Origin of the sequence: Pseudomonas sp. 13B_2.1_Bac1, assembly GCF_025466155.1 — a bacterium.
Classification (GTDB): Bacteria; Pseudomonadota; Gammaproteobacteria; order Pseudomonadales; family Pseudomonadaceae; genus Aquipseudomonas; species Aquipseudomonas aylmerensis.
This window is the reverse complement of record NZ_JANLOH010000106.1, coordinates 64,996-88,749: the sequence shown is the minus strand read 5'-3', so window position 1 is coordinate 88,749 and position 23,754 is coordinate 64,996. Positions and strand designations below refer to the sequence as shown.

The window sequence follows — 23,754 nt, the reverse complement described above, 5'->3', positions numbered from 1 at the left end:
TCGGCCGTGGAAAACAGCCGCACAACTGCGGCTTTCAATTAACGACCCGTCGACTGGTCGAAGGGCCTTGCTCGTCAAAGGTTCGACGATGCAGGTTTATTTGGCACTCAGCGCCAGTTTGGCAACTTGTGGCGCTGGCTGGTAGCCCGGAATTACCTGGCCGTCTGCCAAAACGATGGCCGGTGTACCGTTCACGCCAATGGACTGGCCAAGAGCGAACTGCTTGGAAACCGGGTTGGCGCATTTGGCCGCCTTGATTTCCTTGCCATCGACCATTTTGTCCATGGCCGCTTTCTTGTCGGCCGAGCACCACACGGCTTGCAACTGCTCGTCACCCGGCGAGCCGAGGCCCTGGCGCGGGAACGCTACATAGCGCACTTCCACACCGAGCTTGTTCAGCGCCGGCACCTCGGCGTGCAGCTTGTGGCAGTAAGGGCACGTGGTGTCGGTGAACACGGTGATGTGGGTCTTGGTCTCGCCGATGGCCGGGTAAACCACGGTTTCAGCCACCGGAATGCCGTTGATCAGCTTGGACACGCCCAGGCGCTCGGCCTTCTCGGTCAGGTTGACCGGCTTGCCGTCCTTCAGCTGGAACAGATAGCCCTGGACGATGTACTGGCCGTCGGCGCTGGCGTACAGCACACGGCTGCCCTTGAGCTTGACTTCGTACAGGCCGGCCATCGGGCTGGCGCTGATGCTTTCGATCGGGGTGTCGAGCTGCAGGTTGGCCAGGCTCTTGCGAATCGTTTGCTCGGCAGCGTCATCGGCGACAACAAAAGTGGAAACCAACGCAATGGCTGCGGCGGCAATAATCTGGGTCAAGCGCATGGGAACTCCTGAAGGCAGATGCAGGGACGGGAGCAGAACACCGATATGGAAACTCGGGCTGTCGCCGTCCCCTTTGCTAACCGGCAAAGCCTACCACAGTTGGGCCGCAGGGCAGCCCGTGGCAGGATAAATTGGCGGTTTTCAACCGCGCGGATGGTGCTTGGCGTGCATATCCTGCAAGCGTGCGCGCGCCACGTGGGTGTAGATCTGGGTGGTGGACAGGTCACTGTGCCCGAGCAACATTTGCACCACGCGCAAATCCGCGCCGTGATTGAGCAAATGCGTGGCGAACGCATGGCGCAGGGTGTGCGGCGATAGCGCCTTGCCGATCCCGGCCACCTTGGCCTGGTGCTTGATGCGGTGCCAGAAGGTCTGGCGGGTCATCTGCTCGCCCCGCTGGCTGGGAAACAGCACATCGCTGGGGCGCCCGCCAAGCAATTCACTGCGCCCATCGCGCATGTAGCGCTCGACCCACACGATCGCCTCTTCGCCCATCGGCACCAGCCGCTCCTTGCTGCCCTTGCCCATCACGCGCAGCACGCCCTGGCGCAGGTTGACCTGCTCCAGGGTCAGGCTGATCAACTCGGTCACCCGCAGGCCGCAGGCGTACAGCACCTCCAGCATGGCGCGGTCGCGCTGGCCGATGGCTTCGCTCAAGTCGGGGGCGGCGAGCAAGGCATCCACGTCCGCTTCCGACAGGGATTTGGGCAGTGGCCTGCCGAGCTGTGGCATATCGATCTGCAGGGTCGGGTCGACGGCAATCAGTTTTTCCCGCAGCAAATAACGATAAAAGCCACGCACGCCGGAAAGAAATCGCGCGGTGGAGCGCGGCTTGTAGTTCTGCTCAAGGCGCCAGGCCAGGTGATCGAGGATCAGCTCGCGGCCGGCGTTGATCAGTTCGAGGTTTTTGTCCTGCAGCCAGCCATTGAACAGCGCGAGATCGCTGCGATAAGCCTGGCGCGTGTTGTCGGACAGGCCTTTTTCCAGCCACAGGGCGTCGAGGAAGCGGTCGATCAGGGGGTGGTCAATGGCGGGCATGAGGGCTCGGACGCTGAAAAAGTAGGTAGATGCTACCCTAGCTGCGCGCTCTGTAGGAGCCGGCTTGCCGGCGATGAGGCCCGCAACGGCAGCCCAGTCCTTGAGGCCGCCAGTACCGGCAAGCCGGCTCCTACAGGGAGTGTTTCAGTCCACGAAACCTGGAAGTACCGGCACCGGGCGCTTATCGGCGTCAATCGCCACAAAGCTGAACACGCCCTGGATCGCCTTCTCACGGCCATCGGCACTCATGCTCTCGACGAACACTTCGACTTCAACCTTGAGGCTGGTGTTGCCGACTTTGATCACGCGGCCGATCAGCTCAACGATGGAGCCGGCCGGGATGGCGTGATTGAAGTCGATGCGGTCGGTGGAAACCGTGACCAGCGGCAGGCGGCAGAAGCGCGTTGCGGTGATGAACGAGACTTCATCCATCCAGGCCAGGGCGGTGCCGCCGAACAGCGTGTTGTGGTGGTTGGTGGTCGGCGGGAACACGGCCTTGGTCACGTGGGTGACGGACAGGTCGGTGCGGCGCTGGATTTCTTCAAGGCGAGTGGTCATGGAAAAGTACCGGCAGATGGACAAATTTCAGGCACAAAAAAGCAGCCCGTAGGCTGCTTTTTTCTGCATCGGGAAGCTGGACTTAAGCCAGTTTTTCCTTGATGCGAGCTGCTTTACCGGACAGGTCACGCAGGTAGTACAGCTTGGCTTTACGTACGTCACCGCGACGCTTGACGGCCATGCTGTCGATTTGCGGGCTGTAGGTCTGGAAAGTACGCTCTACGCCAACACCGTTGGAGATTTTACGAACAGTGAAAGCACTGTTCACACCACGGTTACGCTTGGCGATTACCACGCCTTCGAACGCTTGCAGACGCGAACGGTCGCCTTCCTTCACTTTCACCTGAACGACAATGGTGTCGCCCGGGGCAAAGGTAGGGATCTCTTTGGTCATCTGCTCTGCTTCGAGTGCAAGGATGATTTTGTTAGTCATGCTGTGCTCCTAAGGTAAGTCAATGGACCTACCATCGATACGTTGTTAACTATCGTCCCGCGCGAGGATGTATTCCTCGAGCAGCTTCTTCTCTTCTCCAGAAAGCGAGCGGCTTTCCAGAAGATCGGCGCGTCGTTCATAGGTCCGACCAAGGGACTGCTGTAAACGCCAACGCCGGATGTGTGCGTGATTGCCACTTAGCAATACGTCGGGAACACGCTGATCCGCATACACCTCCGGTCGGGTGTAGTGCGGGCAATCCAGCAAACCATCCGTGAAGGAATCTTCCTCCGCGGAGTCCGCATGCCCTAAAGCTCCAGGCAGCAGTCGTGTAACCGCATCTATCAGGACCATCGCCGGCAGCTCGCCGCCAGACAGGACATAGTCCCCAATCGACCACTCTTCATCGACATGAGCTTCAATAAAACGCTCGTCAATGCCTTCATAGCGACCGGCAATCAGGATCAGTGCTTCCTCATTCGCCAGTTCGCGTACCGCAGCCTGTTTCAGCTGGCGGCCTTGAGGGGACAGGTAAATTACCTTCGCCTTCTCCCCGGCAGCTGCCTTGGCCTCAACCAACGCGTCTTCCAGGGGCTTGATCTTCATCACCATGCCCGGGCCACCGCCAAATGGGCGATCGTCCACAGTGTGATGTCGATCCGTCGTGTAGTCTCGCGGGTTCCAACAGGTAAGCTGCAACAGCCCCTGTTTCACCGCCCGACTGGTGATGCCGTACTCGCTGATGGCGGAAAACATCTCGGGAAACAAACTGATCACTTCAATGCGCAAATTAGCCACGCTTAGAAGTCCGCGTCCCATTCCACCTTCATCTCGCCCGCTGCCAGGTCGACGGCCAACACGCATTGCTCGGTATACGGCAACAGGCGTTCGCGATCATCCAGGCTGCCAGCGCAAGGCTTGACCACCATTACATCATTGGCGCCGGTTTCCAGAAGATGATCGATTTTCCCGAGCAATTGCCCCAGTTGATCGATGACCTTCAGACCTTCCAGCTGGTACCAGTAGTACTCGCCGTCGGTCAATTCAGGGAACAGGTTGCGCGGCACGCAGATCTCATAACCAGCCAGAAGACGAGCTTCTTCACGATCATCAAGACCCTTGAGCTTTGCGACCAGGAACTTGTCGCTCCCGCGTCCACTGACCAGCTCGACCTGTTTCACACTCCCTTCGCGCTTGAGCGTCCAGGTTTTGTACTGCAACAGGTTTTCAGTCGGATCAGTAAAGGAATACACCTTCACTTCGCCGCGAACGCCATGAACCGAATAAATCTTGCCGATAACGATCAAATCATCAGCAACAGCTGGCGTCGCGTTCATATTGCTCAGGCTGCGGCCTTAGCCGAGTCCTTCAACAACTTGGCAACACGCTCGGATGGCTGTGCACCAACGCTCAGCCAGTAGGCTACGCGCTCTTGGTTCACGGACAGACGAACTTCTTGACCACGAGCAACAGGGTTGAAGAAACCAACCTGTTCCTTGTGCGAACCGTCACGCGGGTTGCGGCTGTCGGTTACGGTCAAGTGGTAAAACGGGCGCTTTTTGGAGCCGCCAAGGGCAAGACGGATTGTTAGCATGTGAACATCGTTCCTGTAGTCGGTGCTGCAAATCTAAATGCACAGCGGGCATAGGTGCCCGAAAGGCCGCATATTCTAAGGAATATCCGGACTTTTGCAAATGTCTTTTTCTGGCGCCTATCGGCGTGCCACTCAGATCTGCTATAGAGCCGTCGGTTAAAACGGCGAGTCAGCTCCCGCCAACGGCGGGTTTGCTGGAGATCCCACATCCCTGTGGGTCGGAGCAGGAGCAAGCCCCCGCTCGAATTCTTTACATTTTCGGCATGCCGCCGCCGGGCAACATTCCGCCCATGCCACGCATCATTTTGGCCATTCCGCCTTTTGCGGAGAATTTCTTCATCATCTTTTGCATCTGCTTGTGCTGCTTGATCAAGCGACCGATGTCCTGCACCTGGGTGCCGGAACCCAGGGCGATCCGACGTTTGCGCGAACCGCTGATCAGCTCAGGGTCGCGGCGCTCGGCCGGGGTCATGGAGTTGATGATGGCTTCCATCTGCTTGAACTGCTTTTCTGCCGCACCCTGGGCATTGCCCATTTGCGCCAGGTTCACGCCGCCGATGTTCGGCAGTTTGTCCATCAGGCCGCCGAGGCCGCCCATGTTCTTCATTTGTTGCAGCTGATCGCGGAAGTCTTCGAGGTCGAAGCCCTTGCCCTTCTTCAGCTTTTTGGCCAGTTTGTCGGCCTTGTCCTTGTCGAGCGTGGCTTCGGCCTGTTCGATCAGGCTGAGCACGTCACCCATGCCGAGGATGCGCGAGGCGATACGCTCAGGGTGGAACGGCTCGAGCGCTTCGCTCTTCTCGCCCATACCGATGAACTTGATCGGCTTGCCGGTGATGGCGCGTACCGACAGGGCGGCACCGCCACGCGCGTCGCCGTCGACCTTGGTCAGGATCACGCCGGTCAGCGGCAGTGCATCGCCAAAGGCCTTGGCGGTGTTGGCCGCGTCCTGGCCGGTCATGGCGTCGACCACGAACAGCGTCTCGACCGGGTTGATCGCGGCATGCAGCGCCTTGATCTCGCCCATCATCTCTTCATCGATGTGCAGGCGACCGGCGGTATCGACGATGACCACGTCGATGAACTTCAGCTTGGCTTCTTTAATTGCCGCGTTGGCAATGTCGACCGGCTTCTGGCTCAGGTCAGACGGGAAGAAAGTCACGCCCACTTCGCCTGCGAGCATTTCCAGCTGCTTGATGGCCGCCGGACGGTACACGTCGGCCGACACCACCATCACCGACTTCTTCTTGCGCTCTTTAAGGAAGCGCGCCAGCTTGCCGGCGGTGGTGGTTTTACCCGCACCCTGCAGACCGGCCATCAATACGACGGCCGGCGGCACGGCGCTGAGGTTCAGGTCTTCGTTGGCCGCGCCCATCAGGCTTTCGAGTTCGGCCTGGACAATCTTCACGAAGGCCTGGCCCGGCGTCAGGCTGCGGGACACTTCGGTGCCGACCGCACGCTCCTTGACCGAGTTGACGAAGTCCTTCACCACCGGCAAGGCCACGTCGGCTTCCAGCAACGCCATGCGCACTTCACGCAGGGTGTCTTTAATATTGTCCTCGGTCAGCTTGGCCTTGCCGGTAACGTGGCGCAGCGTCTGCGAGAGACGGTCAGTCAGGTTTTCAAACATGCGCGATCCTTTCAGGCCCTATTCATCGAAATGCATTGGTAGACCGAGGTAATGGCAGCCCAGGCTGTGGTAAACCGCTATTAAAAACAGCGCTCGGCGAGCCTGCGGCGTGGGCAGGTCGCGGATTATAGCGAAGACTGCGTCCATGCACACCCGCTGTCTGGCCCGGGAGTCTTTCGTGGAACGCAGGTGTATGCCAAACTCAGCGCCTTTCGGGCTTGTCTATCAGGATTTATGGTCCCCTTGTCACCCAGTTTGCTACCCAGCCTCGCCGCCGCCCTCTTGTATGCCGCTGCGACCCTCTATCAGGGCACTCGCCTCGCCCAAGGCACCAAGGCCGACAAACGCCTGCTGGTCGGCCTGGGCGTCCTCGCCCTGCTGGCCCATGCCGCGAGCCTGTTCACCCACCTGATGACGCCGGTCGGCCTGGGCCTGGATTTTTTCAGCGCCGCCAGCCTGATCGCTGCTGCGGTGATCGCGCTGACCTTGATGGCCTGCTACCGGATTCCCGTCGAAAACCTGCTGGTGCTGTTATTCCCGCTGGGCGTGCTGACTGTGCTGCTGGCGCAATTCGCCCCCACCGGCACCGTGCAGGTGATCGATGAAGAACCGGGCATCCTCGCGCATATCCTGCTGTCGATCCTCGCCTACGGCATGTTCACCATTGCGGTGTTCCAGGCCCTGCTCCTGCTGTTGCAGGACCACCAGCTCAAGCACAAGCACCCGTCCGGGCTGATCAAGAACTTCCCGCCGCTGCAGACCATGGAAAGCCTGCTGTTCGGTTTTCTCTGGGCTGGCTGGACGCTGCTGTCGCTGTCGCTGATTTCCGGCTGGCTGTTCGTCGAAAACCTGTTTGCCCAGCACCTGGTGCACAAGACCCTGCTGGCGTGCCTGGCCTGGGTGGTGTTCAGCGTGTTGCTGTGGGGCCGCAACCGCCTCGGCTGGCGTGGGCACAAGGCGATTCGCTGGACCCTAGCCGGTTTCTGCCTGCTGATGCTGGCCTATTTCGGCAGCAAGCTGGTCCGCGAATACATCCTGCATATCTGACGGGCTGCAATCATGGACAACTTGCCCCTGGAGCCGATGTTCGCGGTAATCGCCCTGCTGGTGTTATGGGCGGCGCTGTTTACCGCCATCGAAGCCGCGCAACAGCACCTGCTGGCCCTGCGCCCCGGCACACGCCAGGGTGACAAGGCCGCCGCCCGCCTGAGTTTCCCCCGTCATAGCCTGATCCTGTGCAACAGCCTGTGCCGCGCCGCCGTGGTGATTCTGTGCACCCTGCTGGCGATCTATGCCTGGGCACAGAACGGCCCGTGGCTCGGCTGGCTGATCTCCTGCGCCCTGTTGCTGATCCTCGCCGACTACCTGCCGCGCGCCCTCGCCACCCGCCATCCGCAAGCGGTGCTGGGCTTTGGCAACACGCTGCTGGGCATACCGTTGAAAATCCTCTATCCGCTGGCCTGGCTGCTCAATGGCATCAGCCTGTTGCTGCTGCGCCCGTTCGCACGCAAGACCGGGGTGGTGAAAAAAAGCGACGAACCGCTGCCCGACCACGACGACGAGCCGGAACCGGACGCCGACGAAAGCCGTACCCCCGGCATGCCAGGCATCCACGCCCTGGACAACATTACCGTCAATGACATCCTGGTGCCGCGCAGCGAAGTGGACGGCATCAACCTGGATGACTCGATCGAAGCCATCATCGAACAACTGCGCACTTCGCAGCGCACCCGCCTGCCGGTTTTCCACAGTGATATCAACCAGGTCGAAGCGGTGCTCAATACCCGGCAGATCCAGCACCTGCTGCCCGACGCCAGCCTGACCAAGGAAGCCCTGCTCGCCGCCTGCCACGAGCCTTACTTCGTCCCTGAAAGCACGCCGCTGCAGCTGCAACTGCTGAACTTCCACAAACAGCAGCGACGCCTGGGCATGGTCGTGGATGAATACGGCGAAGTGCTGGGGATCGTCACCCTGGAAGATATCCTCGAAGAAATCGTCGGCGAATTCGAAAGCGATCAGGCCGCAGACAACCCGCACATCGAAGCGCAGCCCGATGGCCGCTACATCATCGACGGCGCCGCCTCGATCCGCGAGCTGAACAAGAGCCTGGGCTGGCACCTGCCCAGCGACGGCCCCAAGACCCTCAACGGCCTGGTGACCGAAGCCCTGGAGACCATCCCGGATTGCGCGGTGTGCCTGAAAATCGGGCGCTACCGCCTGGAAATCCTCGAGACCGAGGACAACCGTGTGAGCAAAGTGCTGATCTGGCACACCAGCCGCGTGCCCGTCGCCGCCTGATCTCCCGGCGCAACACACATCCAATGTGGGAGCTGGCTTGCCGGCGATGGCTTCAGGTCGGTACTCCTGATGCACCGAGGCGTCTGTATCGCAGGCAAGCCAGCTCCCACATTGATCCGATTTCCAGTCAAGAGATCCTCGTCAGCCCCCTTGTTGGATCCGCAAACCCCTTCCTATAATCGGTGCGGCTTACCAGAGCCCTGCCCGACCGCGTGCTACCCGCACTCAGCGCGTCCAGGCACTGCGTTACCGTGTCTGACCGGTGTTTGCTCCCATCCCGAGCCGCCCCGCTTACACCCCTGATCCATGGGTGTTCGACCAATAATAATCCGCGTCCAAACGCGCAATGACCATCAGGGATACTTCAATGAGCACCGCCTATAACGAGGCCGCGACCGCCGCCCCGACCAACTCGACCGCCCGCGTCGCCACCGCGAGCATCGTCGGCACGGCCATCGAGTTCTACGATTTCTATATTTACGCCACCGCCGCCGCGCTGGTGATCGGCCCGGTGTTCTTTCCGCAGAGCTCCGGCACCGCGCAGATGCTGGCGTCGTTCCTGACCTTCGGCATTGCCTTCATCGCCCGCCCGCTGGGCTCGGCGCTGTTCGGTCACTTTGGCGACCGTATCGGGCGCAAATCCACGCTGGTTGCCTCGCTCCTGCTCATGGGCGTGTGCACCACGTTGATCGGCTTGCTGCCCGGCTATGACAGCATCGGCGCCTGGGCACCGATCCTGTTGTGTGTGCTGCGTTTCGGCCAGGGCCTGGGGCTCGGCGGAGAATGGGGCGGTGCCGCGTTGCTGGCGACGGAAAACGCACCGAAAGGCAAGCGCGCCTGGTTCGGCATGTTTCCGCAACTGGGCCCGTCGATTGGCTTTCTCGCGGCCAACGGCTTGTTCCTGATCCTGGCCATGAACCTCAGCGACGAGCAGTTCCGCAACTGGGGCTGGCGGATCCCGTTCATCCTCAGCGCCGCGCTGGTGATGGTTGGCCTGTACGCGCGCCTGAAGCTGCATGAAACCCCGGTATTCGCCAATGCCGTCGCCAAGCAAGCGCCGGTGAAAGTGCCGTTGGTGGAACTGTTCAGCCAGCATTGGCTGCCGGTCCTGCTGGGCGCCGCTTCGATGGTGGTGTGCTATGCGCTGTTCTACATCACCACGGCGTTTTCCCTCAGCTACGGCGTATCCACCCTGGGCTACAGCCGCGAGACGTTCCTGGGCCTGCTGTGTTTTGCCGTGCTGTTCATGGGCCTGGCCACACCGTTGGCAGCCTTGGCCAGTGACCGCTACGGGCGCAAGCCGGTGCTGATCGTCGGCGCGATCCTGGCGATTCTGTCGGGCTTTACCATGGAGCCGCTGCTCACCCACGGCTCGACCTGGGCGGTTGCGCTGTTCCTGGCATTGGAGCTGTTCCTGATGGGTGTGACCTTCGCCCCGATGGGCGCGATGCTGCCGGAATTGTTCCCGACCCGCGTGCGTTATACCGGCGCTTCGGCGGCGTACAACCTGGGTGGGATTGTCGGCGCGTCGGCCGCACCGTTCTTCGCGACCAAGCTGGTGGCGATGGGTGGGCTGAGTTATGTCGGTGGGTATGTGTCGGCGGCAGCGTTGCTCAGCCTGATTGCTGTGCTGTGCCTGAAAGAGACGCGTCACAATGATTTGAACAAGGTCGCCTGATGGCGATCATTCCCACGCTCTGCGTGGGAATGCATCCGGTGACGGCCTGCGTCACGCCCTTGAGAGCAGACGCGGGGCTTCCAGCGCGGCGTTCCCACGCAGAGCGCGGGAACGCTAAGCGTGGGATTACAGCTCTACAACAACAGCCTTCGAAGCACGGGTAGCTTTAGCCCGGGCCGCCTCAATCGACTCATCCCGCGCCAACGCCACGCCCATGCGGCGCTGGCCATTCACTTCCGGCTTGCCAAACAGACGCAACGCCGTGTCCGGCTCGCTCAAGGCTGCGCCCAGGTTGGCGAATGCCGTCTGGGTCGATTGCCCTTCCACCAGGATCACTGCCGACGCCGAAGGGCCGAACTGACGGATCAATGGAATCGGCAGGCCAAGAATGGCGCGCGCGTGCAGGGCGAACTGCGACAGGTCCTGGGAAATCAGGGTCACCAGGCCAGTGTCATGCGGGCGCGGCGAAACTTCGCTGAACCACACCTGGTCGCCCTTGATGAACAATTCCACGCCAAACAGACCACGGCCACCCAGCGCCTCGGTCACGGCTTTGGCAACCCGCTCGGATTCCGCCAGGGCAATCGGGCTCATGGCCTGCGGCTGCCAGGATTCCTGGTAGTCGCCCTTCTCCTGACGGTGACCGACCGGCGCGCAGAAGGTGGTGCCACCGACGTGACGCACGGTCAGCAGAGTGATTTCGTAGTCGAAGTCGATAAAGCCCTCGATGATCACCCGGCCTTTACCGGCACGCCCGCCTTCCTGGGCGTAGTCCCAGGCTTTCTGCACGTCGTCGACGCTGCGCAGCAGGCTCTGGCCCTTGCCCGACGAACTCATCACCGGCTTGACCACGCACGGGAAGCCCAGGTCCTGGACGGCCTTGCTGTAGTCTTCGAAGGTGTCGGCGAAGTGATACGGCGAGGTCGGCAGGTCCAGCTCTTCGGCGGCCAGGCGACGGATGCCTTCGCGGTTCATGGTCAGCGAGGTAGCCCGTGCGGTCGGGATCACGGTGAAGCCTTCGGCCTCCAATTCCACCAGGGTGGCGGTGGCGATGGCTTCGATTTCCGGCACGATGAAGTGCGGTTTTTCCGCTTCGATCACCGCACGCAGGGCCGCGCCGTCGAGCATGTTGATCACGTGGCTGCGATGCGCCACCTGCATGGCCGGCGCGTTGGCGTAGCGATCCACGGCAATCACTTCAACGCCCAGGCGTTGCAGTTCGATTACCACTTCCTTGCCCAGCTCACCGCAGCCACACAGCAAAACGCGGGTCGCGGTTGGCGACAATGGAGTTCCGATTCGGGTCATCTCAGGTCCTCAGGGGAGCGGATCATTTGGAGAAAGGCCGGCATTTTACATGAACTGTAAAAATTGGCCTCAGTTGGCGACGGCCCGCTTGCGCACACGCCAGGCCATGATCAACCACACCGCCGTGACTCCGGCGAACTTCGACACCAGCGCGGTGCCTGCCACGGCGGGGGTGAGCGCGCCGATCAGGCCGAAGAAGATAAACGTATCGAGGGGAATGCTCAGCGCCGAACTTATCCACAGGCGGTCATGCAGCGGGCGCTTGGTGATGCTGAATACCAGCCAGTCGATGCACTCCGACACCGCGAACGCCGTGGCGCTGGCCAGGGCGATGGAGGGATCGGAAGTGATATACGACAGTACCAGCGCCGCCAGCATGGCGATGATCGCACCATGGCCGAAGCGGGTCTGCACCATGTCGCGCAGGACAAACACCAGGCCACCCCAGGCCGACCAGATGACGTCCAGGTGTGGGGCGGTGGAGAAGGCGAAGTTGATCAGCACGACGCTGCTGATGTAGGCGATCAGGAAGAACATGGGGCGCGGGACCTGTAAATAATGCGCACAGGGTAATGCACCACACCCTTTGTGGCGAGCGGGGCCGTGGTGGTAAAGGGCCTCTTGTGGCGAGCGGGCTTGCCCCGCGTTGGGGTGCGCAGCAGCCCTGAAACCTGCACCGCGGTTCGTCTGATGTAACGCGGCGCGCCTATTGGGGCTGCTGCGCAGCCCAACGCGGGGCAAGCCCGCTCGCCACAAGAAGCCCGCTCACCACAAGAAGCTCGTTCGTCGCAACAGTCCACAGCGCAGAGGTCACCGCAAACACGTCAGCCGCCGGACTTCCCCGGCAGCATCCACACCAACCCACTCGCCTTCGCCCGCTCATGGCACAACCCCAGCACCACCCGGCGTTCGGCGTTGTCCATGCGGCTCCAGCGCGTGATTTCATCCACGGTGCGCTGGCAGCCGGTGCAGATGTCGTCGTCATCCAGCGCGCAAATGCTCACGCACGGCGAGGCGACGGGGCGTTCTGTCGGGTTCATGCGTCCTGCTCGGCCAGGTCTCGCGCGTAACGCTGCGCGTTATGCACATAGTGCGCGGCGCTGGCTTCGAGCATGCGCTTCTGGGCGTCGGTGAGTTCACGCACCACCTTGCCCGGCGAACCCATCACCAGCGAGCCATCGGGAATTTCCTTGCCTTCGCCGATCAGCGAATTGGCGCCGATGATGCAGTGCTTGCCGATCTTGGCGCCGTTGAGGATCACCGCATTGATGCCGATCAGGCTGTAGTCGTCGACGGTGCAGCCGTGCAGCATGGCGTTATGGCCGATGGTCACGCCGGTGCCCAGGGTCAACGGGTAGCCCATGTCGGTGTGCATCACGCTGCCGTCCTGCACGTTGCTGTTCTTGCCGATCAGGATCAGTTCGTTGTCGCCACGCAATACCGCGTTGAACCAGACGTTGGCGCCCTCCTCCAGCTTGACCTTGCCCACCAGCGTGGCATTCGGGGCCACCCAGCTGTGTGGATGCGTCTCGACGCGGGCATCGCCCAGGCGGTATTTCATGGTGTGTCCTCACGGCTGGCCATTCAAGCGATGGCTTAGATATTGATGAAGCTCTTGGGTGGCTGGTGCAGGCTGATCTTGGCGTCGTCATAGAGCAGATTGATCAGCTCCACGATCATGATCGCCGTCAGCCCCCAGATCTTGTATTCGCCAAACCGATAGCTGGGCACATACCAGCTGCGGCCCTGGTAATCGATCCTGTGGGTATGTTCGCGCGGGTCCTGCCGGAAAAAGTCCAACGGCACGCTGAAAACGGCAGCAATCTCGGCATCGTTGGCCAAGTATTCAACGTAATCGGGGATAACCCCTACATAGGGCGTGACCCGAATGCCATGCAGGGAAATCAGCGGGCTCAGCGGGCCGATCACCTCGACCAGACCGGGCGGCAGGCCGATTTCTTCTTCGGCTTCACGCAGGGCGGTGAAGATCAGGTCCGGGTCTTCGGGGTCGCGACGCCCGCCGGGAAAGGCCACTTCGCCACCGTGGGTCGACAGGCCGCTGGCGCGCAGGGTCAGGATCAGCTCAGGTTCGTCACTGCGGGTAATCGGCACCAGCACGGCGGCCTCGGGGAAACGCCCGTCAGTCTCCAGCGTATGGGGTGTGTGATTGCTTACCCGGCGAAGTAGCTCGTCCAGCATGAGTCATCTCGGTCTGTTGGCTACCTTGCATCATGCACCAAAGCGTGCGGGTGCCCAACCCCAAAACCCGCGCGGTGTCGCTAAACGACAACTTGCAGGGCCCTGCCGGCCACGCCAAGATAGACGCACTTTCCAGGAACCCCAGCATGAACTTCTGCAGCCAGTGCGGTAAACCGGTTACCCAACGCATTCCCGAAGGCGACGCACGCCTGCGTTTTGTGTGTGATCACTGCTCGACCATTCACTACCAGAACCCCAATATCGTCGCCGGCACCGTACCGGTGTGGGGCGATAAGGTGTTGCTGTGCCGCCGCGCCATCGAACCGCGCCTGGGGTACTGGACCCTGCCGGCAGGCTTCATGGAAAACGGCGAGACCGTGGAACAGGCGGCCATGCGCGAAACCCTCGAAGAAGCCTGCGCGCGTGTGCGCAACCTGAGCATCTATACGCTGATCGACGTGCCGCACATCAGCCAGGTGCATATCTTCTACCGCGCCGAACTGGTTGACCTGGACTTCGCCGCCGGCCCCGAAAGCCTTGAAGTGCAGTTGTTCGACGAAGCCGACATCCCTTGGTCCGAGCTGGCTTTCCGCACGGTCGGGCGTACCTTAGAATGCTTTTTCGCTGACCGCCGCCAACAGGCGTTCCCGGTGCGCAGCGAGTCTGTGCCACCGCTGTCAAAGCCCGCCCAATAACCATCCGGCAGATCGTCGCCCAAGGGATACCGTTTCAATGCGTTGGTTGCTTGCTCTGATCTGCCTGTCGTTCGCTACGCTGTGCTGCGCCTCCACCCTGGAAACCCTGGGCGGCAAACCTGTCGAAAAAGTCCTGGTGCTCAAATCCGCCCATCAGTTGCAACTGATCAACGACGGCAAGCCCCTCAAGACCTACCGCATCTCGCTCGGCAAAAACCCCAAGGGCACCAAGTTGTTCGAAGGCGACCGCCGCACGCCCGAAGGCTTCTACTGGATCGACTGGCGCAAGACCAGCGACCGCTTCAACCTGGCCATGCACATTTCCTATCCCAATATCAGCGACTCGGCCCGCGCCCGCCGCGAGGGCGTGAAGCCCGGCAGCATGATCATGATCCACGGCACGCCCGACAGCGAAGACTACCCCGAGCAGTGGTTCCACACCCTGGACTGGACCGACGGCTGCATCGGCATGCGCAACGTCGACATGCGCGAAGTCTGGAACCTGGTCAAGGACGGCACCATGATCGAGATTCGGCCGTAATCTTCGACCTCCGGTAAAATAATTCGAAAATAATTCCTGCCCTGCGCAGCCCCTGCCGGTGAATACCAGTTCACCGCGCGGGCTGTGCACTTCTGCGCGCTCTAAAGACCTCTCTAATACCACTTGATACCACGCACCCATAAGGCGCCCTGAAACCGGCACTTGCACCGTTTTGGCAGCATTGACATGGTATTTAAGTGGTATTAGCTTCCGGCGAATACCGGGCGACAACACTCCAATAACCGCATCGGAAACCTTAACGATGAACCCCATCCTGACGCTGCGTCCCGACGACAAACAATCCACGCCGCTGTACCTGCAACTGGCGCGCAACCTGGAAGCGGCGATTCACGCCGGCCAGTGGAAATCCGAGCAGGCGTTGCCCTCGGAGCGCGCCCTCAGCGAGCAGTTGAGCATTTCGCGGGTGACCGCCCGCAAGGCGCTGGAAGTGCTGTTTACCCAAGGCCTGATTCGCCGCAGCCAGGGCTCCGGCACGTTTATCACGCCACGCCTGGAACAGCCGCTGTCGCGCCTGTCGGGCTTCAGCGAGATGTTGCGCCTCAAGGGGTTTGTGCCCACCTCACAGTGGCTGGAGCGCGACATCACCCCGCCGACCCACGAAGAACTGATCCGCCTGGGCCTGTCGCCGACCGACAAGGTCGCGCGGCTCAAACGCCTGCGCAAGGCCGATGATACGGTCATGGCAATCGAAATGACGGCAATGCCCGCCTCCGTGCTGCCGCAGCCGCAGGCGATCGGCAACTCGCTGTACGAATACCTTGAAGGCATCGGCAAACCCGTCGTCCGCGCCTTGCAACACATCCAGGCGATCAACGCCTCGGACGAGTTCGCCAAGCTGGTGGGCATCGCCCCCGGCACCGCCATGCTGCTGATGACCCGGGTCGGCTACACCGCCGACAACACGCCGATCGAAATCACCGACACCTACTGCCGCAATGACTACTACGACTTCGTCGCAGAGCTGCGCCGCTATGACTTTGCCGCCGAGCTGCGGCCTTAGAGAACTGCCCATGTCCGAAGACAATATCCTCACGCCACACGGCTGGATGCGCGGCCGCCTGGTGCACGAGCACGGCAAGGTCACCGCCATTGAAGGCGTGCCTTGCGACCCTGCCGACAACGAGCTGCCCTACCTGCTGCCGGGCTTTATCGACCTGCATGTGCACGGCGGTGGCGGCAAGGACATCATGGAAGGTGCCGACGCCTTCGAGACCATCACCCGCACCCACGTGCGCTTTGGCACCACCTCGCTGCTGGCCACCACCATGACCGCACCGGTGGATGAAATCTCCAGCGTGCTCGGCCAGCTCGGCACCTTCTGCGAGCAGCGCCCTACAGGCAGCGCCCGTGTCCTCGGTGTGCACCTGGAAGGGCCCTACATCAATCCCGGAAAACTCGGCGCACAACCCAACTTCGCCCACACCGCATTGATGGACGAAGTGGAAGCCTACCTGCGCCTGGCGCCGATCCGGGTGATCACCATCGCCCCGGAAATCGCCGGGCATGACGGCCTGATCCGTGCCCTCAGCCAACGCGGGGTGCGCATGCAGATCGGCCACACGCTGGGCAGCTATGAAGAAGGCGTCGCCGCCCTCGCCGCCGGCGCCACCAGTTTCACGCATCTGTATAACGCCATGAGCCCGCTGCATCACCGCGAGCCGGGCATCGTCGGCGCCGCGCTGGCACACGCGCAATACGCCGAACTGATCCCGGACTTGCTGCACGTGCACCCCGGTGCCATGCGCGTCGCCCTGCGTTCGATCCCATGCCTGTACTGCGTCACCGATTCCACCGCCGCCGCCGGCATGCCCGATGGCGAATACAAGCTGGGCAGCCACACCGTGACCAAGTGCCTGGGCGGCGTACGCCTGGCCGACGGCACCCTGGCCGGGAGCACCCTGACCATGGACCAGGCGCTGCGCAACCTGGTGAAGATCGGCCTGCCCATCAGCGAAGCCTCACAACGCCTGTCGCAATTTCCTGCGGACTACCTGGGCCTGGAAGAACGCGGCCGCCTGCAACCCGGCAGCTTCGCCGACTGCGTACGCCTGGACCGCTCCCTGCACCTCACCGACGTCATGGTCGAAGGAGAAACCATTGTCTTCAAAAATGCTTGAAGAGGCCCTGGCCTCCCGCGATGCCGTTGCGGCGCAACTGCAACGCCTGGACCCGCTGCTGGAAGAAATCGCCGGCCGCCTGCGTCGCCAGCCGCCGCAAGTGGCGATGACCATCGCGCGCGGCAGTTCAGACCACGCCGCCAGTTACTTCGCCTACCTGGCCATGCAGCACGTGGGCATCCCGGTGGCATCGTTGCCGATGTCGGTGGTGACCCTGTTGCAGGCGCCCTTGAAAGTCAGCGGCCAGGTGGCGTTCGGCTTCTCGCAATCGGGGCAAAGTCCGGACCTGGTCAACAGCCTGCGCCTGCTGCGCAAGCGGGGAGCCTTGAGCATTTCGCTGGTGAACGCCGAAGACTCGCCGCTGGAGGCTGCTTGTGAATTCCACGTGCCGCTGTGCGCCGGGCCGGAACTGAGTGTCGCCGCGACCAAAAGCTTTATCGCCACCCTCAGCGCCAGCGCGCAGTTGATTGGCCACTGGAACCAGGAAGCCGATTTGCTCCAGGCCTGCCGCGCCCTGCCCGAAGGCCTGAGCGAAGCCGCCGGGCAGGATTGGCGCCCCGCCATCGACGCCCTGCGCGACTGCCAGCAATTGATGGTGATCGGCCGTGGCGCCGGGTTTGCCATCGCCCAGGAGGCCGCGCTCAAGCTCAAGGAAACCTCGGCGATCCAGGCCGAAGCCTTCAGCAGTGCCGAAGTGCGCCACGGGCCGATGGCCTTGATCGATGAAGACTACCCCTTGCTGGTATTCGCCCCACGCGGCGCCGAGCAGGCCGGCCTGTTGAGCCTGGCCGCCGACATGCGCCAGCGCGGCGCCCGCGTGCTGTTGGCCGCACCGGACGATATCGCCGAGCGTGACCTGACCTTGAGCCGCGCCGAACACCCGAGCCTGGACCCGATCCTGGCGATCCAGAGCTTTTACGTGATGGCCGCCGGCCTGGCTGAAGCGCGGGGCATGGACCCGGACCAGCCGCGTCACCTGAGCAAAGTTACCCGCACTCACTGAGTCGCGTTTTCCTGATGAGTACCGTGCCCATGTCCTACAACAATAATGAATTGACCCTTAGCGCCCCACTCAGTGGTCCGCTGCTGACCCTGGGCAACGTTCCCGACGAAGTGTTCGCCAGCGGCGCCATGGGCGACGGTATCGCCATCGATCCGCTCAACGATTGCCTGCACGCGCCCTGCGATGGCGAGATCATTCATGTCGCCCGCACCGGGCACGCGCTGACGATCCGCGCGCAAAACGGTGCCGAGTTGCTGATGCACGTGGGCATCGACACCGTGGAACTCAACGGCGAAGGTTTTGCCTTGCTGGTCAAGCAAGGGGCACGGGTCAGCAGTGGCCAGGCTTTAGTGCAGTTCGACCTGGACCGCATTGCTCGCCAGTGCAAGAGCCTGGTCAGCTTGATTATTCTGACCAATGGCGAGCGCTTCGAATTGCGTCCGGTGGCCGTGCAAAGCGTCAGAGTAGGCGAACCGTTGCTGCACGTGATACCGCGCTCAACCGCGCCGGGCCAAACCGTTGTGGATAACTCATTGATTGAAGCCAGCGCGAACGTACGCATCACCCATCGCGGCGGCCTGCACGCACGGCCGGCGGCGCTGATCCGCAAGACCGCCGAGGGTTTCAGCAGCCAGGCGCAATTGCATTTCGGCGCCAAGTCGGCCGCCTGCAACAGCCTGATCGGTGTGCTGGGCCTGGGGATCGGCGAAGGCGACGAGGTGCGCGTGACGTGCCGCGGCAAAGACGCCGAGGCCGCGTTGCAGGCGCTGGTCGCAGCGCTGTCAGTCGCGGTCAAGGAGGCACCCCCAGCGCCGCTCGTCGCGGCACCACGGCGGGCGAATACCGAAGCCGGTGTATTGCAAGGCGTGTGCGCGGCACCCGGGCTGGTTTGTGGCCCACTGTTCCGCCTGGCGGGTATCGAGTTGCCGGCAGACCTCGGCCAGCATCGCGCCGACGAACAACTGCAACGCCTGGACGCGGCCCTGGAGCAGGTGCGCGGCGAAATCCGCAAGACCCTGGACCACGCCCGGCAACGCCAGGCCGTCGAGGAAGAAGAGATCTTCGCCGCCCACCTCGCCCTGCTGGAAGACCCGACCCTGCTGGAAGCCGCCACCGCAGCCATCGAACAGGGCAGCGCCGCCACCCATGCCTGGCGTGATGCAATCCAGGCGCAATGCGCAGTGTTGCTGGCCTTGGGCAAACCGCTGTTCGCCGAGCGCGCCAATGACCTGCGCGACCTGCAGCACCGGGTCCTGCGCGCGCTGCTCGGCGAAGCCTGGCACGTCGAATTGCCCGCCGGGGCGATTGTCAGCGCGCACGAACTGACGCCGTCGGACTTGCTGCAACTGAGCGCGCAAAACGCGGCCGGTATCTGCATGGCCGAAGGTGGCGCCACCTCCCACGTGGCGATCCTTGCGCGGGGCAAAGGCCTGCCGTGTGTGGTCGCGTTGGGCGCAGAAGTACTCGACGTGCCGCAAGGCCAGCGCGTGGTGCTCGACGCCGGCAACGGTCGCCTGGAACTGGCGCCCAGTGAAGCGCGTCACGCCGAAGTGCACCAGATTCGCGACGTGCAGCAACGCCGTCGCCAGCAGCAACAGGCCCAGGCCGGGCAACCGGCGCACACCCTCGATGGCGTGAGCATCGAGGTAGCGGCCAATGTCGCCTCCAGCGCCGAGGCCCAACTGGCCTTTGCGAACGGCGCCGACGGCGTCGGCCTGCTGCGCACCGAATTCCTCTTCGTCGACCGCCGCACTGCGCCGGATGAACAGGAGCAGCGCCAGGCCTATCAAGCCGTGCTGGATGCGATGGGCGACAAGTCGGTAATCATCCGCACCATCGACGTCGGCGGTGACAAGCAGCTCGACTACTTGCCGCTGCCCGTGGAAGCCAACCCGGTGTTGGGCTTGCGCGGGATTCGCATGGCCCAACTGCGCCCGGAACTCCTCGATCAGCAGCTGCGCGCGTTGCTGCAAGTCAGCCCGCTGGAGCGCTGCCGCATCCTGCTGCCGATGGTCAGCGAGGTCGACGAACTGCTGCAGATCCGCCAGCGCCTGGATGAGTTGTGTGCCGAACTGGGGCTGACTCAGCGCCCGGAACTGGGCGTGATGATCGAAGTACCTGCCGCCGCGCTGATGGCCGAGCAGTTGGCCAAGCATGCGGACTTTCTGTCCATCGGCACCAATGACCTGTCCCAGTACACCCTGGCCATGGACCGCGACCACGCCGGCCTCGCCGCGCGGGTCGATGCCTTGCACCCGGCCTTGCTGCGGTTGATCCACCAGACGTGCGTTGGCGCCGCCAAGCATGGGCGTTGGGTTGGGGTGTGTGGCGCCCTGGCATCCGACCCGCTGGCGACGCCGGTCCTGGTCGGCCTGGGGGTCAGCGAGCTGTCGGTGAGCGCGCCGCAAATCGGAGAAATCAAGGACCGTGTCCGTCACCTGGACGCGGCGCAATGCCGGCAACTGAGCCAAGGGCTGCTCGACCTGAGCAGCGCCAGGGCGGTTCGCCAAGCCTGTCAACACCACTGGCCGCTGAGCTGAAAACAACAAGAAAAAGGAGACCCGCCATGTACCAATTATTCATCGAAGGGCTGCAACGCCTGGGCCGCGCGCTGATGCTGCCCATCGCGATCTTGCCGATTGCCGGCCTGCTGCTGCGCCTGGGTGACACCGACCTGTTGAACATCGCCGTCATGCACGATGCCGGGCAGGCAATCTTCGCCAACCTCGCGCTGATCTTCGCCATCGGCATCGCCGTCGGTTTTGCCCGCGACAACAACGGCACCGCCGGGCTGGCCGGAGCCATTGGCTACCTGGTGATGGTCTCCACGCTCAAGGTGATGGACTCGACCATCAACATGGGCATGCTCGCCGGTATCGCCAGCGGGCTGATGGCCGGTGCGCTGTATAACCGCTTCAAGGACATCAAGCTGCCGGAATACCTGGCGTTCTTCGGTGGGCGACGGTTCGTGCCGATTGTCACCGGGTTTTCGGCGGTGGCCCTGGGAGTGATCTTTGGCCTGATCTGGCCGCCGATCCAGCACGGCATCAACAGCTTCGGCGTGCTGCTGATGGAAAGCGGCAGTTTCGGCGCGTTTGTGTTTGGCGTGTTCAACCGCCTGCTGATCGTCACCGGCCTGCACCATATCCTCAACAACATGGCGTGGTTTGTGTTCGGCAGCTTTACCGACCCGGTGACCGGCGCGGTGGTCACCGGCGACCTGACCCGCTACTTTGCCGGCGACCCCAAAGGCGGCCAGTTCATGACCGGCATGTTCCCGGTGATGCTGTTCGGCCTGCCCGCTGCGTGCCTGGCGATGTATCGCAACGCCCTGCCGGAGCGGCGCAAAGTGATGGGCGGGATTTTCCTGTCGATGGCGCTCACCTCGTTCCTCACCGGCGTGACCGAGCCGATTGAATTCGCCTTCATGTTCCTGGCGCCGTTCCTGTACCTGATCCACGCGCTGCTCACCGGCCTGTCGATGGCGCTGACCAATATGTTGAATATCCACCTGGGCTTCACGTTCTCCGGTGGGTTTATCGACATGGTGCTGGGCTGGGGCAAATCCACCAATGGCTGGCTGGTGGTCCCGGTAGGCCTGGCATATGCCGCGATCTACTACAGCGTCTTCAGTTACTGCATCCGCCGCTTCAACCTGAAAACGCCGGGCCGCGAGGATATCCAGGTGGCACAGGCTGAAGCGATGACTGATAACCAGCGCGCCACGGCTTATATCCAGGCCTTGGGCGGCGCGGCGAACTTGCTCAGCGTGGGGGCCTGCACCACGCGCCTGCGATTGGACATGGTCGACCGCAACAAAGCCGTGGATGCCGAGTTGAAAGCCCTGGGGGCGATGGCCGTCGTGCGGCCTGGCAATGGGGGCAGCCTACAAGTGGTGGTCGGGCCACTGGCTGACAGCATTGCCGATGAAATTCGGCTGGCCATGCCATCGTTTGTGGCCAGCGCACCGGTGGCAGTGGCGCCTGTGGATAAGTCTGTCGTCGTGAATGTGCAGGAAGCCGAGCAATGGCTGAGCGCACTCGGCGGTCGCGCGAATGTGCGCCAGCTGGAAGCGGTGGCGATGACCCGGCTGCGGGTGGAACTGGGCGATGATTCGGGTTTGTCCGAAGCTCAGCTGGCGGCGCTCGGGTGCCAGGGGGTGAGCCAGCTGGACAGCGGTGTGTGGCACCTGCTGATTGGCGACAAGGCGTCGGGGTTGAGCGAAGCGCTTGAACGGTTGGTCAATGCCCGCGAGGTCGGCGCCAAGGTATAAAGCAGCGATGGCAGTGCGGGCCATTCGCGGGCAAGCCCGCTCCCACAGTTGATCGGTGCCCGACCGGGCAATGCGGTCAGAGCGGGCTTGCAGTCCCGGTCGCTGAATGTGCAGCGACTGCAGAAGATGCGTGAGGCGGGCTCCGACGGACTACCCGAATTTGTGGAAAATCTCCGAAAACTGGAGATCACAGACGGCAAAAACCCGACTTAAGTCGGGTTCTTTGATACCGATTCAAGCCTAAGCAGATACCGAACGTTGCTCGGCTTCGTAATGGCGGGTCTGAAAAGGCATTAACGCTTGAGCCTTCAATCCCAGCCCTTCACTCAAACCCCACGACACCGCCAACTCATCGCGGCGACTGCCAAGCGCAACAGTACCCTGCCGTTTTACCTCTTGCTTGGACGCAGCAGCCTGAAAAAGCTCCAGCACCTTCAGCACTTCGACTACCCGACTGTCTGTCGCACACGAAAAGCGCGTGAAACGCTCCAGCAAATAACCTGCACGACGAAGCTCCACCTCACTGGAGTGTACTTCCAGAAACGCCTTTACCTCTCCCACAAGACTAGTGTCTGAATACCAAACCGCTTTCGCCGCGCTGACAAGGGCACTGTCATCAGCCTGATTCAGTGGACTTTTGACCAACATATCCAAGGCATCGGAGAGGACAGGACCGTTAATAGGCTTCATCAACTTCAGTTTCCAGGTAATCGTGCAAGATATTGGTCAGTACAGAGGCAGGTGGTTCCTTGTTGCCAACATACATATCAATTGCCTGCAATGCCAGCCGACGGAACTCAGTGGTCACAATGAACCCAGCCCTGAGCAGGGCCATGATGTCGCCTACGTCCTGATCAGTGGCTCGACCCAGCTTGGAGATCGCAATGTCGATAGGCGCAGCAATATGCAGATGCAGTGCAGACTCAGCAGTAAACTCTTCCAGGGGAATACTCCTCTCCCAATAATCCTCGTGAAGCGGACCAAAGCCAGTGTTGTATTGAAGGTCATAATTGAGTTCCATGACACGGCCAGACTGCTCGTCGAAAAATTGCTCTGGAAACTCTGCCAGTAACGTCTGCAGGCGCAATTTGTGGTGAATATTCGTGCAATAAATCTCCGCATCAACGTCCGTGGATACACGGTGGTGGGTATATAGATGGACAGCACAGCCACCGAACACGATGACCTTGACTGCTCCTGGCTTTGCTCCCTCAAGGATCAATTCCACTTCAATGGATTTGAACATTGAAATCAGTGCTTGTCCGAGTGAGCTACTCGTATTGAGGCGCGGAGCGACAACATAAGGAGTTTGCATTTCTTGAATCTCAAGCCAGTGCAACACTGCTGAACGGGCCTTGAATTCAAACCCCGATCACTGAATGGTCAGTGACCAACAAAGGCTATTCAGCCGAGTTCCGAGGGACAACCCGAAAGGTTTGTGGGAAATTTCCGAGCCTCGCTGTGTTCAACCCGCCGCGCTATCCATGAACACCGGGCAAGTCATCAGGATGTGTCGGCACCTGCCTGCGCTAGTTATCTACCG

25 protein-coding genes are annotated in these 23,754 nt (G+C 61.9%); 10 read left to right on the top strand and 15 right to left on the bottom strand.

Going from position 1 to position 23,754, the window contains the following annotated elements; genetic code table 11:
• Window positions 1–96 precede the first annotated feature (96 nt).
• The 8 genes from NTD80_RS26640 to ffh all read right to left on the bottom strand — a co-directional run bounded on the left by NTD80_RS26640 (window position 97) and on the right by ffh (window position 6,078).
• Window positions 97–828, bottom strand: a complete 732-nt coding sequence (locus NTD80_RS26640) for a thioredoxin fold domain-containing protein (RefSeq protein WP_064053737.1) — start codon at window positions 826–828, stop codon at window positions 97–99.
• 141 nt (window positions 829–969) lie between these two features.
• Window positions 970–1,866 carry a site-specific tyrosine recombinase XerD gene (xerD, locus tag NTD80_RS26635; protein WP_065908700.1) on the bottom strand — a complete coding sequence of 299 codons (897 nt, stop codon included), beginning with the start codon at window positions 1,864–1,866 and terminating at the stop codon, window positions 970–972.
• A 144-nt stretch (window positions 1,867–2,010) separates the two neighbouring features.
• Entirely contained in the window at window positions 2,011–2,424 is a 414-nt protein-coding gene (locus NTD80_RS26630) for an acyl-CoA thioesterase (RefSeq protein ID WP_003193963.1), read from the bottom strand.
• A gap of 82 nt (window positions 2,425–2,506) precedes the next feature.
• A complete protein-coding gene (gene rplS, locus NTD80_RS26625; RefSeq protein WP_003175895.1) occupies window positions 2,507–2,857 on the bottom strand; it encodes a 50S ribosomal protein L19 in 351 nt (116 codons plus the stop codon).
• A gap of 45 nt (window positions 2,858–2,902) precedes the next feature.
• The gene (gene trmD / locus NTD80_RS26620) at window positions 2,903–3,676 is read right to left on the bottom strand and encodes a tRNA (guanosine(37)-N1)-methyltransferase TrmD (RefSeq protein ID WP_177343966.1); all 774 of its coding nucleotides are present in this window, start codon (window positions 3,674–3,676) and stop codon (window positions 2,903–2,905) included.
• On the bottom strand, window positions 3,658–4,194 hold the full coding sequence (gene rimM, locus NTD80_RS26615; RefSeq protein WP_003175898.1) for a ribosome maturation factor RimM: 537 nt from the start codon (window positions 4,192–4,194) through the stop codon (window positions 3,658–3,660). The genes trmD and rimM overlap by 19 nt, the downstream gene beginning before the upstream one ends.
• A 5-nt stretch (window positions 4,195–4,199) precedes the next feature.
• Entirely contained in the window at window positions 4,200–4,451 is a 252-nt protein-coding gene (rpsP, locus tag NTD80_RS26610; protein ID WP_003175899.1) for a 30S ribosomal protein S16, read from the bottom strand.
• A gap of 250 nt (window positions 4,452–4,701) precedes the next feature.
• A complete protein-coding gene (gene ffh, locus NTD80_RS26605; RefSeq protein ID WP_262135506.1) occupies window positions 4,702–6,078 on the bottom strand; it encodes a signal recognition particle protein in 1,377 nt (458 codons plus the stop codon).
• 234 nt (window positions 6,079–6,312) lie between these two features.
• Here ffh and NTD80_RS26600 point away from each other — a divergent pair, with 234 nt between their 5' ends.
• From NTD80_RS26600 to NTD80_RS26590, 3 genes are all read left to right on the top strand, one after another.
• Window positions 6,313–7,125 carry an inner membrane protein YpjD gene (locus tag NTD80_RS26600; protein WP_065908699.1) on the top strand — a complete coding sequence of 271 codons (813 nt, stop codon included), beginning with the start codon at window positions 6,313–6,315 and terminating at the stop codon, window positions 7,123–7,125.
• Between the two features lie 12 nt (window positions 7,126–7,137).
• Window positions 7,138–8,376, top strand: a complete 1,239-nt coding sequence (locus NTD80_RS26595) for a transporter associated domain-containing protein (RefSeq protein WP_106802704.1) — start codon at window positions 7,138–7,140, stop codon at window positions 8,374–8,376.
• Between the two features lie 367 nt (window positions 8,377–8,743).
• Window positions 8,744–10,054 (top strand): MFS transporter, encoded by a 1,311-nt coding sequence (locus NTD80_RS26590; protein ID WP_262135505.1) that lies wholly within the window; start codon window positions 8,744–8,746, stop codon window positions 10,052–10,054.
• Window positions 10,055–10,180: 126 nt separating this feature from the next.
• Here NTD80_RS26590 and purT read toward each other — a convergent pair whose 3' ends face one another.
• The 5 genes from purT to NTD80_RS26565 all read right to left on the bottom strand — a co-directional run bounded on the left by purT (window position 10,181) and on the right by NTD80_RS26565 (window position 13,561).
• Window positions 10,181–11,362: a formate-dependent phosphoribosylglycinamide formyltransferase gene (gene purT / locus NTD80_RS26585; protein WP_078050076.1), complete on the bottom strand. Its 1,182-nt coding sequence runs from the start codon at window positions 11,360–11,362 to the stop codon at window positions 10,181–10,183.
• Window positions 11,363–11,431: 69 nt separating this feature from the next.
• Window positions 11,432–11,899, bottom strand: a complete 468-nt coding sequence (locus NTD80_RS26580) for a preQ0 transporter (RefSeq protein WP_065908691.1) — start codon at window positions 11,897–11,899, stop codon at window positions 11,432–11,434.
• Window positions 11,900–12,186: 287 nt separating this feature from the next.
• Complete coding sequence (locus NTD80_RS26575; RefSeq protein WP_262135504.1) at window positions 12,187–12,402, bottom strand: DUF1289 domain-containing protein; 216 nt, start codon at window positions 12,400–12,402, stop codon at window positions 12,187–12,189.
• Window positions 12,399–12,923, bottom strand: a complete 525-nt coding sequence (locus NTD80_RS26570) for a gamma carbonic anhydrase family protein (protein ID WP_065908687.1) — start codon at window positions 12,921–12,923, stop codon at window positions 12,399–12,401. Before NTD80_RS26570 ends, NTD80_RS26575 begins: the two co-directional genes overlap by 4 nt.
• A 35-nt stretch (window positions 12,924–12,958) precedes the next feature.
• The gene (locus NTD80_RS26565) at window positions 12,959–13,561 is read right to left on the bottom strand and encodes a CoA pyrophosphatase (protein ID WP_016971944.1); all 603 of its coding nucleotides are present in this window, start codon (window positions 13,559–13,561) and stop codon (window positions 12,959–12,961) included.
• A 146-nt stretch (window positions 13,562–13,707) separates the two neighbouring features.
• Here NTD80_RS26565 and NTD80_RS26560 point away from each other — a divergent pair, with 146 nt between their 5' ends.
• The 7 genes from NTD80_RS26560 (at window position 13,708) to nagE (ending at window position 22,211) form a co-directional block, all read left to right on the top strand.
• The gene (locus NTD80_RS26560) at window positions 13,708–14,256 is read left to right on the top strand and encodes an NUDIX hydrolase (RefSeq protein WP_065908685.1); all 549 of its coding nucleotides are present in this window, start codon (window positions 13,708–13,710) and stop codon (window positions 14,254–14,256) included.
• Window positions 14,257–14,293: 37 nt separating this feature from the next.
• The gene (locus tag NTD80_RS26555) at window positions 14,294–14,797 is read left to right on the top strand and encodes a murein L,D-transpeptidase family protein (RefSeq protein WP_201145824.1); all 504 of its coding nucleotides are present in this window, start codon (window positions 14,294–14,296) and stop codon (window positions 14,795–14,797) included.
• 262 nt (window positions 14,798–15,059) lie between these two features.
• The gene (locus tag NTD80_RS26550; RefSeq protein WP_065908681.1) at window positions 15,060–15,818 is read left to right on the top strand and encodes a GntR family transcriptional regulator; all 759 of its coding nucleotides are present in this window, start codon (window positions 15,060–15,062) and stop codon (window positions 15,816–15,818) included.
• 10 nt (window positions 15,819–15,828) lie between these two features.
• Entirely contained in the window at window positions 15,829–16,935 is a 1,107-nt protein-coding gene (gene nagA, locus NTD80_RS26545) for an N-acetylglucosamine-6-phosphate deacetylase (protein ID WP_262135503.1), read from the top strand.
• Window positions 16,916–17,938, top strand: coding sequence for an SIS domain-containing protein (locus NTD80_RS26540; protein WP_262135502.1), 1,023 nt, complete (start codon window positions 16,916–16,918; stop codon window positions 17,936–17,938). Before nagA ends, NTD80_RS26540 begins: the two co-directional genes overlap by 20 nt.
• A gap of 29 nt (window positions 17,939–17,967) precedes the next feature.
• Window positions 17,968–20,478, top strand: a complete 2,511-nt coding sequence (ptsP, locus tag NTD80_RS26535; protein WP_262135501.1) for a phosphoenolpyruvate--protein phosphotransferase — start codon at window positions 17,968–17,970, stop codon at window positions 20,476–20,478.
• A 26-nt stretch (window positions 20,479–20,504) separates the two neighbouring features.
• Window positions 20,505–22,211 carry an N-acetylglucosamine-specific PTS transporter subunit IIBC gene (nagE, locus tag NTD80_RS26530; protein ID WP_262135500.1) on the top strand — a complete coding sequence of 569 codons (1,707 nt, stop codon included), beginning with the start codon at window positions 20,505–20,507 and terminating at the stop codon, window positions 22,209–22,211.
• A gap of 240 nt (window positions 22,212–22,451) precedes the next feature.
• On the opposite strand, the gene NTD80_RS26525 is transcribed toward nagE, so the two are convergent.
• Window positions 22,452–22,904, bottom strand: a complete 453-nt coding sequence (locus NTD80_RS26525; protein WP_262135499.1) for a hypothetical protein — start codon at window positions 22,902–22,904, stop codon at window positions 22,452–22,454.
• The gene (locus NTD80_RS26520) at window positions 22,888–23,526 is read right to left on the bottom strand and encodes a DUF6036 family nucleotidyltransferase (RefSeq protein WP_262135498.1); all 639 of its coding nucleotides are present in this window, start codon (window positions 23,524–23,526) and stop codon (window positions 22,888–22,890) included. The genes NTD80_RS26525 and NTD80_RS26520 overlap by 17 nt, the downstream gene beginning before the upstream one ends.
• Window positions 23,527–23,754 lie beyond the last annotated feature (228 nt).

What these genes read in the sequence shown, in the direction of transcription:
- ffh (WP_262135506.1), bottom strand. Translation starts at nt 6,078, where the DNA reads ATGTTTGAAAACCTGACTGACCGTCTCTCGCAGACGCTGCGCCACGTT.
- nagA (WP_262135503.1), top strand. Translation starts at nt 15,829, where the DNA reads ATGTCCGAAGACAATATCCTCACGCCACACGGCTGGATGCGCGGCCGC.
- rimM (WP_003175898.1), bottom strand. Translation starts at nt 4,194, where the DNA reads ATGAACGCGACGCCAGCTGTTGCTGATGATTTGATCGTTATCGGCAAG.
- xerD (WP_065908700.1), bottom strand. Translation starts at nt 1,866, where the DNA reads ATGCCCGCCATTGACCACCCCCTGATCGACCGCTTCCTCGACGCCCTG.
- NTD80_RS26560 (WP_065908685.1), top strand. Translation starts at nt 13,708, where the DNA reads ATGAACTTCTGCAGCCAGTGCGGTAAACCGGTTACCCAACGCATTCCC.
- rplS (WP_003175895.1), bottom strand. Translation starts at nt 2,857, where the DNA reads ATGACTAACAAAATCATCCTTGCACTCGAAGCAGAGCAGATGACCAAA.
- NTD80_RS26595 (WP_106802704.1), top strand. Translation starts at nt 7,138, where the DNA reads ATGGACAACTTGCCCCTGGAGCCGATGTTCGCGGTAATCGCCCTGCTG.
- NTD80_RS26575 (WP_262135504.1), bottom strand. Translation starts at nt 12,402, where the DNA reads ATGAACCCGACAGAACGCCCCGTCGCCTCGCCGTGCGTGAGCATTTGC.
- NTD80_RS26565 (WP_016971944.1), bottom strand. Translation starts at nt 13,561, where the DNA reads ATGCTGGACGAGCTACTTCGCCGGGTAAGCAATCACACACCCCATACG.
- NTD80_RS26555 (WP_201145824.1), top strand. Translation starts at nt 14,294, where the DNA reads ATGCGTTGGTTGCTTGCTCTGATCTGCCTGTCGTTCGCTACGCTGTGC.
- NTD80_RS26580 (WP_065908691.1), bottom strand. Translation starts at nt 11,899, where the DNA reads ATGTTCTTCCTGATCGCCTACATCAGCAGCGTCGTGCTGATCAACTTC.
- NTD80_RS26630 (WP_003193963.1), bottom strand. Translation starts at nt 2,424, where the DNA reads ATGACCACTCGCCTTGAAGAAATCCAGCGCCGCACCGACCTGTCCGTC.
- NTD80_RS26600 (WP_065908699.1), top strand. Translation starts at nt 6,313, where the DNA reads ATGGTCCCCTTGTCACCCAGTTTGCTACCCAGCCTCGCCGCCGCCCTC.
- NTD80_RS26590 (WP_262135505.1), top strand. Translation starts at nt 8,744, where the DNA reads ATGAGCACCGCCTATAACGAGGCCGCGACCGCCGCCCCGACCAACTCG.
- NTD80_RS26550 (WP_065908681.1), top strand. Translation starts at nt 15,060, where the DNA reads ATGAACCCCATCCTGACGCTGCGTCCCGACGACAAACAATCCACGCCG.
- rpsP (WP_003175899.1), bottom strand. Translation starts at nt 4,451, where the DNA reads ATGCTAACAATCCGTCTTGCCCTTGGCGGCTCCAAAAAGCGCCCGTTT.
- trmD (WP_177343966.1), bottom strand. Translation starts at nt 3,676, where the DNA reads ATGGGACGCGGACTTCTAAGCGTGGCTAATTTGCGCATTGAAGTGATC.
- NTD80_RS26640 (WP_064053737.1), bottom strand. Translation starts at nt 828, where the DNA reads ATGCGCTTGACCCAGATTATTGCCGCCGCAGCCATTGCGTTGGTTTCC.
- NTD80_RS26520 (WP_262135498.1), bottom strand. Translation starts at nt 23,526, where the DNA reads ATGCAAACTCCTTATGTTGTCGCTCCGCGCCTCAATACGAGTAGCTCA.
- nagE (WP_262135500.1), top strand. Translation starts at nt 20,505, where the DNA reads ATGTACCAATTATTCATCGAAGGGCTGCAACGCCTGGGCCGCGCGCTG.
- purT (WP_078050076.1), bottom strand. Translation starts at nt 11,362, where the DNA reads ATGACCCGAATCGGAACTCCATTGTCGCCAACCGCGACCCGCGTTTTG.
- ptsP (WP_262135501.1), top strand. Translation starts at nt 17,968, where the DNA reads ATGTCCTACAACAATAATGAATTGACCCTTAGCGCCCCACTCAGTGGT.
- NTD80_RS26570 (WP_065908687.1), bottom strand. Translation starts at nt 12,923, where the DNA reads ATGAAATACCGCCTGGGCGATGCCCGCGTCGAGACGCATCCACACAGC.